The 13296-nt window shown below is 71.1% G+C and carries 13 protein-coding genes; 5 read left to right on the top strand and 8 right to left on the bottom strand.

Features of this window, described 5'->3' with window-relative positions; genetic code table 11:
- The first annotated feature begins 58 nt into the window (after positions 1-58).
- Both LHA26_RS01200 and LHA26_RS01195 read left to right on the top strand, forming a co-directional pair.
- A complete protein-coding gene (locus LHA26_RS01200) occupies positions 59-1525 on the top strand; it encodes a leucyl aminopeptidase (protein ID WP_252166940.1) in 1467 nt (488 codons plus the stop codon).
- A 19-nt stretch (positions 1526-1544) separates the two neighbouring features.
- Positions 1545-1970, top strand: a complete 426-nt coding sequence (locus LHA26_RS01195; protein WP_252166939.1) for a DNA polymerase III subunit chi — start codon at positions 1545-1547, stop codon at positions 1968-1970.
- On the opposite strand, the gene LHA26_RS01190 is transcribed toward LHA26_RS01195, so the two are convergent.
- From LHA26_RS01190 to astD, 8 genes are all read right to left on the bottom strand, one after another.
- Positions 1915-3162 (bottom strand): MFS transporter, encoded by a 1248-nt coding sequence (locus LHA26_RS01190; protein WP_252166938.1) that lies wholly within the window; start codon positions 3160-3162, stop codon positions 1915-1917. The genes LHA26_RS01195 and LHA26_RS01190 overlap by 56 nt on opposite strands.
- A gap of 43 nt (positions 3163-3205) precedes the next feature.
- The gene (locus tag LHA26_RS01185) at positions 3206-4114 is read right to left on the bottom strand and encodes an ROK family protein (RefSeq protein ID WP_252166937.1); all 909 of its coding nucleotides are present in this window, start codon (positions 4112-4114) and stop codon (positions 3206-3208) included.
- A gap of 64 nt (positions 4115-4178) precedes the next feature.
- Positions 4179-4937, bottom strand: coding sequence for a phosphoadenylyl-sulfate reductase (locus LHA26_RS01180; protein ID WP_252166936.1), 759 nt, complete (start codon positions 4935-4937; stop codon positions 4179-4181).
- Positions 4930-5358 (bottom strand): DUF934 domain-containing protein, encoded by a 429-nt coding sequence (locus LHA26_RS01175; protein WP_252166935.1) that lies wholly within the window; start codon positions 5356-5358, stop codon positions 4930-4932. Before LHA26_RS01175 ends, LHA26_RS01180 begins: the two co-directional genes overlap by 8 nt.
- Positions 5351-6979 (bottom strand): nitrite/sulfite reductase, encoded by a 1629-nt coding sequence (locus LHA26_RS01170; protein ID WP_252166934.1) that lies wholly within the window; start codon positions 6977-6979, stop codon positions 5351-5353. The genes LHA26_RS01175 and LHA26_RS01170 overlap by 8 nt, the downstream gene beginning before the upstream one ends.
- Before the next feature lie 52 nt (positions 6980-7031).
- Complete coding sequence (locus tag LHA26_RS01165; protein WP_252166933.1) at positions 7032-7328, bottom strand: DUF2849 domain-containing protein; 297 nt, start codon at positions 7326-7328, stop codon at positions 7032-7034.
- Positions 7325-8116 (bottom strand): uroporphyrinogen-III C-methyltransferase, encoded by a 792-nt coding sequence (gene cobA, locus LHA26_RS01160; protein ID WP_252166932.1) that lies wholly within the window; start codon positions 8114-8116, stop codon positions 7325-7327. Before cobA ends, LHA26_RS01165 begins: the two co-directional genes overlap by 4 nt.
- An 82-nt stretch (positions 8117-8198) precedes the next feature.
- Complete coding sequence (gene astD, locus LHA26_RS01155; protein ID WP_252166931.1) at positions 8199-9626, bottom strand: succinylglutamate-semialdehyde dehydrogenase; 1428 nt, start codon at positions 9624-9626, stop codon at positions 8199-8201.
- Positions 9627-9683: 57 nt separating this feature from the next.
- On the opposite strand from astD, the gene LHA26_RS01150 reads away from it, so the two are divergent.
- The 3 genes from LHA26_RS01150 to LHA26_RS01140 all read left to right on the top strand — a co-directional run bounded on the left by LHA26_RS01150 (position 9684) and on the right by LHA26_RS01140 (position 13283).
- Positions 9684-10607: an alpha/beta fold hydrolase gene (locus tag LHA26_RS01150; RefSeq protein WP_252166930.1), complete on the top strand. Its 924-nt coding sequence runs from the start codon at positions 9684-9686 to the stop codon at positions 10605-10607.
- Between the two features lie 63 nt (positions 10608-10670).
- Positions 10671-11804, top strand: a complete 1134-nt coding sequence (locus tag LHA26_RS01145) for a glycosyltransferase (RefSeq protein ID WP_252166929.1) — start codon at positions 10671-10673, stop codon at positions 11802-11804.
- 75 nt (positions 11805-11879) lie between these two features.
- On the top strand, positions 11880-13283 hold the full coding sequence (locus tag LHA26_RS01140) for an NAD(P)H-dependent flavin oxidoreductase (protein WP_252166928.1): 1404 nt from the start codon (positions 11880-11882) through the stop codon (positions 13281-13283).
- The last annotated feature ends 13 nt before the right edge of the window (positions 13284-13296 follow it).

The following is a 13296-nucleotide window of genomic DNA, read 5'->3' as shown; positions in this document are numbered from 1 at the left end:
TTGCCATATGCGCAACGGGGGATAACGCTTCCGCTCGAATTTGCCTGAAAGGTTTCTCATGAACGTTCGCTTTGCCGCCCACCGCCCCGCCGATGCCGCCGTGATCGCGGTGCCGCTCGCCGCCGGGGCGCCGGATGCGGAGCGGCTCGCCATGCTCGGCGCCGGCGCCGCCTATGCCGTGCGCGCGGCGGCGGCGGCGCGCTTCGAGGGCGAGGCGGGCAGCATCGCCGAGCTGTACGTGCCGGCGGGTGAGGCGGTGCAGCGCGTGCTGCTGGTCGGGCTCGGCGGCGCCGAGGACGAGGCCGCCTATGAGCGGGCCGGCGGCGCGCTCGCGGCGCGGCTGCTCACCTCGGGCGAGACGGCGCTGACGATCGACGTGTCCGGCCACAAGACGAGCGCCGAGCGCATCGCCCGGCTCGGCTATGCGGCGCTGCTGCGCGGCTGGCGCTGGGATGCGCACCGCACCACGCTGAAGCCGCGCCAGAAGCCGAGCCTGTCCGAGATCGTGCTGGTCGGCGCGCCGGAGGGCACCGAGGCGGCCTTTGCGCGGCTGAAGGCGCTGGCCGATGGCATCGCGCTCACCCGCGAGCTGGTCACCGAGCCGGCGAACATCATCTATCCCGCGAGCTTCGTCGAGCGCGTGCGCGGTCCGCTCGAGGCGGCGGGCGTGACGGTGGAGGTGCTGGGCGAGGCGGAGATGCGCGCGCTCGGCATGGGCGCGCTGCTCGGCGTGGCGCAGGGCTCGCGGCGCGAGGCGCAGCTGCTCGTGATGCGGTGGCGCGGCGCGGAGGCCGATCCGATCGCCTTTGTCGGCAAGGGCGTCACCTTCGATACCGGCGGCATCTCGATCAAGCCCGCCGCCGGCATGGAGGATATGAAGTGGGACATGGGCGGCGCCGGCGCGGTGGTGGGGGCGATGCTCGCGCTCGCCGGGCGCAAGGCCAAGGCGCATGTCATCGGCGTGTGCGGCCTGGTCGAGAACATGCCCGATGGCAACGCCCAGCGCCCCGGCGACGTGGTGAAGAGCATGTCCGGCCAGACGGTGGAGGTGATCAACACCGATGCCGAGGGCCGGCTGGTGCTGTGCGACGCCATCACCTGGGTGCAGCGCACCCACAAGGTGAAGACGGTGGTGGATCTCGCCACGCTCACCGGCGCGATGATCATCAGCCTCGGCCATGAATATGGCGGCCTCTTCGCCAATGACGACGGGCTTGCCCAGGCGCTGGCGGCGGCCGGCGAGAAGAGCGGCGACAAGCTGTGGCGCTTCCCGCTCGGCGAGGCCTATGACAAGCTGATCGACAGCCCGATCGCCGACATGAAGAATGTCGGGCCGCGCTATGGCGGCTCGATCACCGCCGCGCAGTTCATCAAGCGCTATGTCGAGGAGGGGGTGCGCTGGGCGCATCTCGATATCGCCGGCATGGTGTGGGCCGCCAAGCCCGGCGCGCTGTGGGACAAGGGTGCGACCGGTTTCGGCGTGGCGCTGCTGGACCGCTTCGTTTCGGATACGATCGAGGGCTGAGGCAGGCGGGGCGGGCGGCGTGCAGGTCGATTTCTACCAACTCGGCCGCTCGCCTCTGCCCCGCGTGCTGGCGCGGATCGCCGAGCGGATCCTCGCGGACGGCGGGCGGCTGCTGATCGTGGCCGGGTCCGAGGCGCAGGCGGCGGATCTGGACGCGGCCTTGTGGGAGGGGCCCGACAGCTTCCTCCCCCATGGCCGCGAGGGCGCCGACCAGCCTGTGCTGATCGGTTTGGAGTGCACCGCCGCCAATCAGGCGCGCCACATCGCGCTGGCCGATCAGCGCTGGCGTGACGAGGCTCTGGCCTTCGATCGCGCCTTCCACTTCTTCGATGCCGACACGCTTGAGGCGGCACGCGCGGCGTGGCGCGCGCTGGGGGCGCGGCCCGAGATCAGCCGCAATTACTGGTCGCAGGACGAGGCGGGGCGCTGGCGGAAGACCGCCTGACGCGCCGCGCGTCCAGCACCGCCGCCACCCAGACGAGCAGCCCGCCCAGCGCCAGCCCCGCGCCGACTGGGCCGGTGGACGTCCAGCCCAATCCCGCGCCGATCGCCAGGCCGCCGGCCCAGGGGCCGATCGCATTGGCGGTGTTGAAGGCCGAATGGTTGAGCGCGGCGGCGAGCGCCTGCGCGTCCTCCGCCACGTCCATCAGCCGCGTCTGCAGCACCGTGCCGAGCGCGCCGCCAAAGCCGATGGCGAAGACATCGACGATGATCGTCGCGACATGCGGCGCGGCGAGCGGGAACAGCGCCAGCGAGGCCGCCGAGAGCAGCAGCAGTGCCGCCGCCGTGGGCATCAGCGCGCGATCGGCGAAGCGCGGCGCCACCAGATTGCCCACCGTCATGCCCGCGCCGAAACAGGCGAAGACGATCGGCGTGGCCTTGGGCGCCATTCCCGTCACGGCGACGAGGGTGGAGCTGAGATAGGCATAGACGGCGAACAGCCCGCCAAAGCCGATCGCGCCGATGCCGAGGGTCAGCCAGACCTGGCGGCGGCGGAGCGCGCTCAGCTCGCGGAGCGGGCTCGCGGCGCGGTCCGCCTGGTCGCGTGGGGCGAAGGCGGCGACCAGCGCCATGGTGAGCATGGCGAGCAGCGCCACGATCGCAAAGCCCCAGCGCCAGCCGACCAGCTGGCCGATCTCGTTGGCGACGGGGACGCCGAGGATGGTGGCGATGGTGAGGCCCAGCATCACCCGCCCCACCGCCTGGGTGCGCCGCCCCGGCCCGAGCTGCTGCGCCGCCACCAGGGCCGCGATGCCGAAATAGGCGCCATGGGGCAGGCCGCTCAGAAAGCGGAAGAAAAGCATCCAGCCATAGCTGGGCGCGAGCGCGCTCAGCGCGTTGCCGATCGCGAACAGCGCCATCAGCAGGATCAGCAGGCTGCGGCGCGCCATGCGCGCGGTGGCGACGGCGAGCAGCGGCGCGCCCACCACCACCCCGAGCGCATAGGCGGAGATGACATGGCCGGCGGTCGGCTCGTCGATGCCGAGCCCGCGCGCGAAGAAGGGCAGCAGGCTCATCGTCGCAAATTCGGTGGTGCCGATCGCGAAGCCGCCCATGGCGAGCGCGAACAGCACCAGCCCGGGATGATGGGCGGAAGGCGGCGCGGCGGCGGAGGTGGAGGGACGGGACGCTGTCATGCCGCCTACATCGTATGCTGCAGCGCAGCGTCAAGAGCAAAGGTCAGCCGCGCGCCTGTTCCGCGAGAAGATAGGCGCCCAGCAGGCCCGGCGGCTCGGTGCAGCCGGGCAGCGTGATGCGGGCATCGGCCACCGCCGGATCCGACCAGAGCGCGGCATAGCCGGCCAGCCGCCGCAGCGTTTCGGCGCGGATCATCGGCAGCAGCCGCTCCTGATTCATCACGCCGCCGCCGAGCACGATATGCTCCGGCGCGACGGTGAGGATCAGGCTGGCGCACATCTGGCCGAGATAATCCGCCTCGATCGCGAAGGCGGGATGATCCTCGGGCAGTTCGGCCAGCGAGGCGCCCCAGGCCGCCTTGATCGCCGGGCCCGAGGCGAGACCTTCCAGGCAATCGCCATGATAGGGGCAGATGCCCGCGAAATCGCCATGATCGGCATGGCGGCGGACCAGCAGATGGCCCCCTTCGGGATGGCCATAGCCCGTGATGGCGCGCCCGCCGACGACGATGCCGATGCCGACCCCGGTGCCGATGGTGGCGTAGACGACCGAATTGCGCCCCTTGGCCGCGCCCAGCCGCGCCTCGGCGAGCGCCGCCGCGTTGACATCGGTATCGATCGCCACCGGCACGCCGAGCGCCTCCGCCAGCATCCGGCGCATATTGGTGCCGGGCCAGCCCGGCTTGGGCGTGGTGGTGATGGCGCCATAGTCGGGCGAGGCGGGATCGAGATCCACCGGGCCGAAGGTGCCGATGCCGACCGCCGCGAGCGGCCCGTGGCGGCCTTGCGCCTCGCGGAAAAAGGCGATCATCGCGGCCACCGTGGCCTCTGGCGCGCGCGTGTCGGTGCGGAAGGTGGCGCGGGAGCCGGTGCGCGCCGCGCCGACGCCGCACACCATCTTGGTGCCGCCGGCCTCGATCGCGCCATAGAGCGGGGAGGTGTCGCTGGTCATGATGCAGGTTTAGCGGCTCGAACCGGGCCGCGCCAGCTTGTGCGAAGTCCCTAGTCGGGCCGGTTCAAAAGCTTGGCTGGTCGGCGCCCTCGGCGGGGCGGTGGATGCCGCATTCCACCTTGTCCCAGCCACGCCACCGCCCCGCGCGCGGATCCTCGCCGGGCCGCACCTTGGAGGTGCAGGGCGCGCAGCCGATCGAGGGATAGCCCTGCGCCTCCAGCGGATGGCGGGGCAGTTCGTGCGCCTCGAAATAGGCGTCGAGCCGCGCCTTGTCCCAGCCGGCGAGTGGGTTGAGCTTGAGCCGGCCCTCGTCCATCTCGAACAGCGGCAGATGCGCGCGGGTGCCCGCCTGGAAGCCCTTGCGGCCGGAGATCCAGGCGTCGAAGGGCGCCAGCGCGCGGCGCAGCGGCTCGACCTTGCGCAGCGCGCAGCAGCCGTCGGGATCATAGGACCAGCGCAGCCCGGTCGCGTCCTTTTCGGCCAGCATCCGGGGATCGGGGCGGAAGACGCGCAGATCGGTGAAGCCCAGCTGCTCGGCGAGCGCGTCGCGATAGGCGAGCGTCTCGCCGAACATCTTCTGCGTGTTGGTGAAGATCACCGGCACGTCGCGATCGACGGTGGCGATCATGTGGAGCAGCACCGCCGATTCCGACCCGAAGGAGGAGACCGCCGCGATCCGGCCGCGCAGCGGCCCGGCCAGCAGCTCGGCCAGCATCGCCTGCGTGTCCATGCCCGTGTAGCGGGCGTTGAACGCCGCCGCGTCGGCCGCGGTGAAGGGCGGCGCGGCGTCGATCCGGTCGAGCGTGCGCGCGGCCTCAGCCATGACGCAGCGCCCAGACCGGCGGCCGCGCGTCGGCGGCCTTCTGATATTGGACGGGATAGCGCGCCAGCGCGCGCGCCACCGCCTCGGCGTCGAGCGGTTGGGCGGGGGCGAAGCTGTCGAAGCCGCAGCGGCGCATCGGCACGATCTGATCGACCAGCACATCGCCCTCGGCACGCAGTTCGCCCGCATAGCCGGCCTCGCGCAGGATGCGCGCGGAGGAATAGCCGCGCCCGTCGCGGAAGCTGGGAAAGGCGATCTCGATCAGCGCGAGGCGGCCGAGAAAGGGCAGCAGCGCGCGCGCATCCTCGCCGACCTCGAGCCGCACGGCGGTGGCATTGGACTGGTCGAGAAAGGCGTCGAGCGTCACCGCCGGCTCCTCGTGCGGCGGATCGTCGCGAAAGCGCAGCGCCGGCTCAGCCATAGATCGCCTCCTTGAACGGCTCGATGCCGATCCGCCGATAGGTGTCGAGGAAGCGCTCGCCCGCCTCGCGCCGCGCCAGATAGAGGGTGGTGGCGCGCTCGATCGCGTCGACCACGCCATCCTCGTCGAAGCCGGGGCCGGTGATCCGCGCCAGGCTGGCATCCTCCGCGCCCGATCCGCCCAGCAGCAGCTGGTAGTTCTCGGTGCCTTTGCGATCGACCCCGAGGATCCCGATATGGCCGGCGTGATGATGGCCGCAGGCGTTGATGCAGCCGGATATCTTCAGCTTCAGCTCGCCGAGCATCTGTTCCTGCCCGGCGAAGCGGCGCGAGATCTTCTGCGCGAGCGGGATCGAGCGGGCATTGGCGAGGCTGCAATAATCCAGGCCCGGACAGGCGATGATATCGCCGATCAGGTCCAGATTGGCGGTGGCGAGCCCCGCCCCGCGCAGCGCCTGCCACAATGCCGGCAGATCGCGCTTCGCGACATGGGGCAGAACGATGTTCTGGGCATGGGTGACGCGCAGCTCGTCGAAGCTGTAGCGCTCCGCCAGATCGGCCAGCAGGTCGATCTGCTCGGCGCTGGCGTCGCCCGGAATGCCGCCGACCGGCTTGAGGCTGACGGTGACGATCGCATAGCCCGGCACGCGGTGCGCGTGGACGTTGCGTTCCACCCATTGCGCGAAGTCGGGCCCGCCGGCGGGCAGCGCCTCGTCCAGATCCGGCGCGAACGGCGGCGGCGCGAAATGCGCCGCGATCCGCTCGATCTCGCCGGGCGGCGGATCGATGCCGAGCGTGCGGACATGCGCCCATTCCTGTTCCACCTCGGCGCGGTAGCGTTCGGCGCCCAGCTCGTGGATCAGGATCTTGATGCGCGCCTTGTAGATATTGTCGCGCCGGCCATACCGATTATAGACGCGCAGGCAGCTCTCGACATAGCTGACCAGATGTTCGGCGGGCACGAATTCCCCGATCAGCGCCGCCACCATCGGCGTGCGCCCCATGCCGCCGCCGACATAGACGCGGAAGCCGAGCCGCCCATCCCCGTCGCGGACGATCTGCAAGCCGATATCGTGCAGCCGCATCGCCGCGCGGTCTTCCTCGGCCGCGATCACCGCGATCTTGAACTTGCGCGGGAGGTAGGTGAATTCCGGGTGCATGCTGCTCCACTGGCGGAGCAGCTCGGCCCAGGGGCGCGGATCGGTCAGCTCGTCGGCGGCGGCGCCGGCGAACTGGTCCGACGAGATGTTGCGGATGCAGTTGCCCGAGGTCTGGATGGCGTGCATCTCCACCGTCGCCAGCGCCTCGAGGATGGTCGGCGTGTCCTCCAGCCGGATCCAGTTGAACTGGATGTTCTGCCGCGTGGTGAAATGGCCGTAGCCGCGATCGAATGTGCGCGCGATATGCGCCAGCATCCGCATCTTGACCGAGGACAGCGTGCCATAGGGGATGGCGATGCGCAGCATATAGGCGTGCAGCTGCAGATAGAGGCCATTCATCAGCCGCAGCGGCTTGAACTGATCCTCGCTCAGCTCGCCGGACAGCCGCCGCGCCACCTGATCGCGAAACTCGTCGACCCGCGCGGCGACCACCGCCTGGTCATATTCGTCATACCGGTACATCAATCGTCCTCGCGGCGGCGATGGAAGGTGGAAAGCGGGTGCGATCGCGCCATCAGATCACCCAGCTGCCCGCGCCCGGATCGGCCGGCGCGCGGGCGAGATCGCCGCGCACCGTGGGGCCGCGCGCGCGGATGCGGTCCTTGATATGGGCGGGGCGGGGGCCGTCCGGGCCAGGCTCGGCATCCACCAGATAGGGCACGTTGACGCGCCGCGCGGCCTCCTCCTCGGCGATCAGCGCCAGCCCGTGCGTGCCGACATCGACCGCATCGGCGATCTGGCGCGACCAGCCCTGGCCGTCCCACCACAGCACGTCGCCGCTGCGCAGATCATTGCCGGTGGCGAGCTTCATTGCGCCAGCGCTCCCGCCTGCCGCGCCAGGCCGGCGAGCCGGCTCTCCGCGTCGGACAGCAGCACCACCTCGCCCACGACGATGATCGCCGGGCTCTGCACCCGCTCGCGCGTCACCATCTCGCCGAGATCGGCGAGCAGCGTGCGCAGCGCGCGCTGCCCCGGCAGCGTGCCCTTCTCCAGCACCGCCACCGGCAGCGCCGGATCGACGCCATCGGCCATCAGCTTGTCCGCGATCGCCGGGGCATTGGCCACGCCCATATAGATCACCAGCGTGCGGCCATGGCCGGCGAGCCCGGCCCAATTCTGCTCGGACAGGCCCTTGCACTGGCCCGCGACGAAGCTCACCGCGCTCGACCAGTCGCGATGGGTGAGCGGCAGCATCGCCTCGGCGGCGCAGCCGAGCGCGGCGGACACGCCGGGCACCACATCCACCCGCAGGCCGGCGGCGCGCACCGCCTCGACCTCCTCGCCGCCGCGCCCGAACACGAAGGGATCGCCGCCCTTGAGCCGCACCACGATCGAGCCGGCCCGGACATGGGCGATGATGAGCGCGTTGATCGCCTCCTGCGGCAAGGTATGGCGCGCGCGCGACTTGGCCACCGAGATCCGCTGCGCCGCCGGCGGCGCATAGTCGAGAATGCGCGGATCGATCAGCCCGTCATGCACGACGATATCGGCCTGGCGCAGCGCGTCGACGGCGCGCAGCGTCAACAGTCCGGGATCGCCGGGGCCGGCACCGACGAGAATCACGCGCCCGCGCGCCTGCGGATCGAGAAGGCTGGTCATTCCGCCGACATGGCGGGGAAGCGGCCGCGCCGCAACCGAGGCTTGATTGGGGCGCGCGTAGTGGAGCTTTGCGGCGCGGCGGTCAGGCCGGCCGCAGCCCCGTGGGGAGCGCGCCCGCGGGCCGCGCCGATTCGCCCGACACTACGGGATAGGCGCAGTAATCCGCCGCATAATAGGCGCTCGGCCGGTGGTTGCCCGAAAGGCCGATGCCGCCGAAGGGCGCCGAGGAGGGCGCGCCGTTGGTCGGCCGGTTCCAATTGACGATGCCGGCGCGGCTGGCGGCCCAGAAGCGGTCGAACAGCGCGGGATCGTCGGCGATCAGCGCGGCGGAGAGGCCAAAGCGCGTCGCCGCCGCCTCGCGCAGCCCGGCCTCGAAATCGGGCACGCGCACGATCTGGAGCACGGGGCCGAAAATCTCCTCGTCGGCGCGCGCGGCGATGTCGGTCACGTCGATCAGCGCGGGGCGCAGAAAGGGCCGCCCGGCCTCGGGGCGATCGAGCGGCGCCAGCACGCGGCCGCCCGCCGCGACCAGATCCAGAAAGGCGCCCTCCACGCCGTCGGCGGCGTCATTGTCGATCACCGGCCCAAGAAAGGGCGCCGGATCGGCATGGGGATGATCGACGATCAGCCGGTCGATCAGCGCGAGTATCGCCTGCACCAGGGGCGCCTCGGCGCCGTCGCGCACGATCAGGCGGCGCGCCGCCGTGCAGCGCTGCCCGGCGCTGAGATAGGCGGATTGCACGCACAGCGCCGCCGCCGCCTCCGGGTCTCCGCAGTCCCACACCATCAGCGGATTGTTGCCGCCCAGCTCGAGCGCGAGGATCTTGTGCGGCATGTCGGCGAACTGCCGGTGCAGCGCGGCGCCGGCCCGGGCCGAGCCGGTGAAGAGCAGGCCGTCGATCCCGCCATGGCCGGCGAGCGCCCGGCCGATATCCGGGCCTCCGGGCACAAGCGCGATGACGGATGCGGGCACGCCGGCCTCGTGATAGCAATCGACCAGCATCGCGCCGGTCGCCGGCGTCTTCTCCGAAGGCTTGAAGACGATCGCATTGCCCGCGAGCAGCGCCGGCACGATATGGCCATTGGGCAGGTGCGCGGGAAAGTTGAACGGGCCCAGCACCGCCAGCACGCCGTGCGGCTTGTGGCGCAGCGCGGTGCGGCCGGCGGCGGTGGCATCGAGATCGCGGCTGCCGGCGCGCTCCTCCTGCGCCTTGATCGAGATCGCCACCTTGTTGGCCACGGCCTCGATCTCGGTGCGCGCCTCCCAGAGCGGCTTGCCCGTCTCGCGGGCGAGGAGATCGGCAAAGGCCTCGCCCCGGGCGCGGACGGTGGCGGCGAAACGCTCGAGCGTCGCGATCCGCTCGGACACGGGGCGGCGCGCCCATTCGGCCCAGCCCGCGCGCGCGGCCGCGACCGCCGCGTCGACATCGCCCACCGGACCTTCCCAGAGCCGGGCGCCGGTGGCGGGTTCGATCGAGACGAGCGAGGCGGAGGCGGCGGCGGCGGACATGGCAGAGACCTAGCGGCAAGCGCCCGTCTCCGGCAAGGCTTGCCGCAGCGCAGCGCCATGGCGATACAGGCGCGCGGTGACGAGGAGCAGGGCATGGCCGAACGGGCGCGGTTCGAGGATGGCTGGTGGCAGAGCGCGGACGGCCTGCGCCTGCATTACCGCCACTATCCGGGCGGCGCCGATGGTCGCCCGCCGATCCTGTGCCTGCCCGGCCTGACCCGCAACGCGCGCGATTTCGAGCTGCTGGCCGAACGGCTTTCGCCCGAATGGCGGGTGATCTGCGCCGAGCTGCGCGGACGCGGCGAAAGCGCCCATGCGCCCGATCCGGCCAGCTATCAGCCGCCGGTCTATCTGAACGATATCGAGGCGCTGATCGCCGGGCTCGGGCTGGATCAGCTGGTGCTGTTCGGCACCTCGCTCGGCGGGCTGCTGGCGGCCTTGCTCACCGCCGCGCGGCCGGAGCGCGTGGCGGGCGTGCTGCTCAACGATATCGGCCCCGCGATTGAGCCCGGCGGGCTGGCGCGGATCCGCGGCTATGTCGGTAAGGGCGCGAGCTGGCCGACCTGGCTGCACGCCGCCCGCGGGCTCGCCGAGGCGCAGGGCGGCGCCTTTCCCGATTACGATATCGAGGATTGGCTCGGCATGGCCAAGCGGCTGTGCCGGCTCACCCCCAATGGCCGCATCGTCTTTGATTACGATCTCCGCATCGCCGAGCCGATGCGCGCGCCCGAGGTGGTGGCGCCGCCCGATCTCTGGCCCGCCTTCGAGGCGCTCGCGGGGCGGCCGCTGCTCCTGGTGCGCGGCGCGCTGAGCGACATCTTGTCCGAAGCCACGGCACACCGCATGGTGGCGCGCATCCCCGGGCTGGTGCATGCTACCGTGCCCCGCGTGGGCCATGCGCCGACGCTCAACGAGCCCGAGGCCGCCCGCGCCATCGATCGCCTGCTGGCGCGCGTGGCAGGGGGGCGCACCACCGTCTGAGGGCTTTTGCCCAGGGCCCGGCCACGGCCCGTTAAGAACCGAGCGCCTATACGCCTTCCGATCATGTCCGTGCGTCTTCTCCACCTCCACTCCACCTTCGCGCCGGGCGGCAAGGAAAGCCGCGCGGTGCGCCTGATGAACGCCTTTGGCGATCATGCCCGCCACGCCGTGCTCAGCGCCGTGCCCGGCGCGCTGGGGGCGCGCGCGCTGATCGCGCCGGATGTCGCGGTCGAGTATCCGGCGGCGCCCTCGCTGGCGGGGCTGCCGGCGCCGCGTCGCTATTGGCAGATCGCCCGCTTCATGCGCGGCTTCGATCTGGTGCTCAGCTATAATTGGGGCGCGATGGACGGGGTGATGGCGCATCGCCTGTTCGCGCGCACGCTGGGCCTGCCGCCGCTGATCCATCACGAGGACGGCTTCAACAGCGACGAGCTGGCCGGCCAGAAGCGTCGCCGCGTCTATTTCCGGCGCGCCGCGCTCGCCACCGCGCTGGCGCTGGTGGTTCCCTCGGCGACGCTCGAGACGGTGGCGCGCGGCAGCTGGCGCCAGCCGGCGGCGCGGCTCCGGCGCATCGCCAACGGCGTGCCGCTTGAGCGGTTCGCGGGCCAGCCCGAGCCCGACGCGATTCCTGGCTTCCGCCGCATGCCGGGCGAGGTGGTGATCGGCACCATGGCGGGGCTGCGGGCGGTCAAGAATCTGCCGCTGCTGGTGCGCGCCTTCGCCGCCGCCGGCGGGCAGGCGCGGCTGGTGATCGTGGGCGAGGGGCCCGAGCGCGAGGCGATCCGCGCGGCGGCGGCGGCGGCGGGCGTGGCGGATCGCGTGCTGCTGCCTGGCTTCCTGCCCGATCCCGCCCGCTACATCGGCCATTTCGACATCTTCGCCCTGTCGTCGGACAGCGAGCAATTCCCGATCGCGCTGGTCGAGGCGATGGCGGCGGGCCTGCCGGTGGCGGCGACGCGCGTCGGCGATGTCGCGGCGATGGTGGCCGAACCCAATCGCCGCCTGCTCGCCGCGCCGGGTGATGCCGAGGGGCTGGGCGAGGCGCTCGCGCGGCTCGTCGCCAGCCGCGATCTGCGCCATCGCCTCGGCGGCGCCAACCGGGCCGAGGCCTGGTCGCAATATGGCGAGGACGCGATGATCGGCGCCTACCGGGCGCTCTACGGAAGCGCCTTGGGTCGCCCTGGCGTCTTAGGCTAACTATCTAGCGCATCGCTGCGGGCTTTCTGTTAGGAAGACCGGCAGGGTTCCAGGACGTTTCGGTTGGAGAAACAGGTGTTCAAAGGTTTACGGCCGATCCTTTACGGCGGCCGCGAGGTGTGGCCGCTGGTTGAAGGCGGCAAGGGCGTCTCCGCGACCAACCATTTGAGCTCGGGCGCCTGGGCGGCGGCGGGCGGCATCGGAACCGTCTCGGCCGTCAATGCGGACAGCTACGATCCCGAAGGCCGTATCATCCCGCAAATCTACCGCGCCCTCACCCGGCGCGAGCGGCACGAGGAACTGATCCAATACGCCATCGATGGCGCGGTGGAGCAGGTGCGGCGCGCCTATGAGCACGCCTCCGGGCGCGGCGCGATCAACATCAACGTGCTGTGGGAGATGGGCGGCGCGCAGCGCGTGCTGCACGGCGTGCTGGAGCGCACGCGCGGCCTCGTCTCGGGCGTCACCTGCGGCGCCGGCATGCCGTACAAGCTGTCCGAGATCGCCGCCTCCTACAATGTCTCCTACCTGCCGATCGTCTCCTCGGGCCGCGCCTTCCGCGCGCTCTGGAAGCGCGCCTATTCCAAGGCGGCGGAATGGCTGGCGGCGGTGGTGTACGAGGATCCCTGGAAGGCGGGCGGCCATAACGGCCTGTCCAACGCCGAGGATCCGCTCCGCCCCGAGGATCCCTATCCGCGCGTGAAGGCGCTGCGCGACACGATGCGCGAGGGCGGCATTCCCGACGAGACGCCGATCGTCATGGCGGGCAATGTCTGGTTCCTACGCGAGTGGAACGACTGGATCGACAATCCGGAGCTTGGCCGCATCGCCTTCCAGTTCGGCACCCGTCCGCTGCTCACCCAGGAAAGCCCGATCCCCGAGGCGTGGAAGCAGCGGCTTATGACGCTGGACGAGGGCGATGTGCTGCTGCACCGCTTCTCGCCGACCGGCTTCTATTCCTCGGCGGTGCGCAATCCCTTCCTGCGCGAGCTGGAAGCGCGCTCGGAGCGGCAGGTGCCCTTTTCCACCCAGGCGGCGGGCGACCACCAGTTCCAGCTCGATGTCGGCGTCAAGGGCAAGAGCTTCTGGGTGACGCTGGGCGATCTCCAGCGCGCCCGCGAATGGTATGGCCTCGGCTATACCATGGCGCTCAAGACGCCGGACAATACGCTCGTCTTCGTGACGCCCGAGGAAATGAAGACGATCCGCAAGGACCAGACCGACTGCATGGGCTGCCTCAGCCAGTGCAGCTTCTCCTCCTGGGCGGACAATGAGGTGAATTCCACCGGCCGGCTCGCCGATCCGCGCAGCTTCTGCATCCAGAAGACGCTGCAGGACATCGCCCATGGCGGCGATGTCGAGCGCAACCTCATGTTCGCCGGCCACGCCGCCTATCGCTTCCGTCAGGATCCCTTCTACTCGAACGGCTTCGTGCCGAGCGTGAAGCAGCTCGTCGATCGCATCCTGACCGGGGACTAAGCGGCCGGGGCGG

The organism is Sphingomonas morindae, assembly GCF_023822065.1.
Classification (GTDB): Bacteria; Pseudomonadota; Alphaproteobacteria; order Sphingomonadales; family Sphingomonadaceae; genus Solisphingomonas; species Solisphingomonas morindae.
This window is presented reverse-complemented; position numbering and strand designations above follow the sequence as displayed.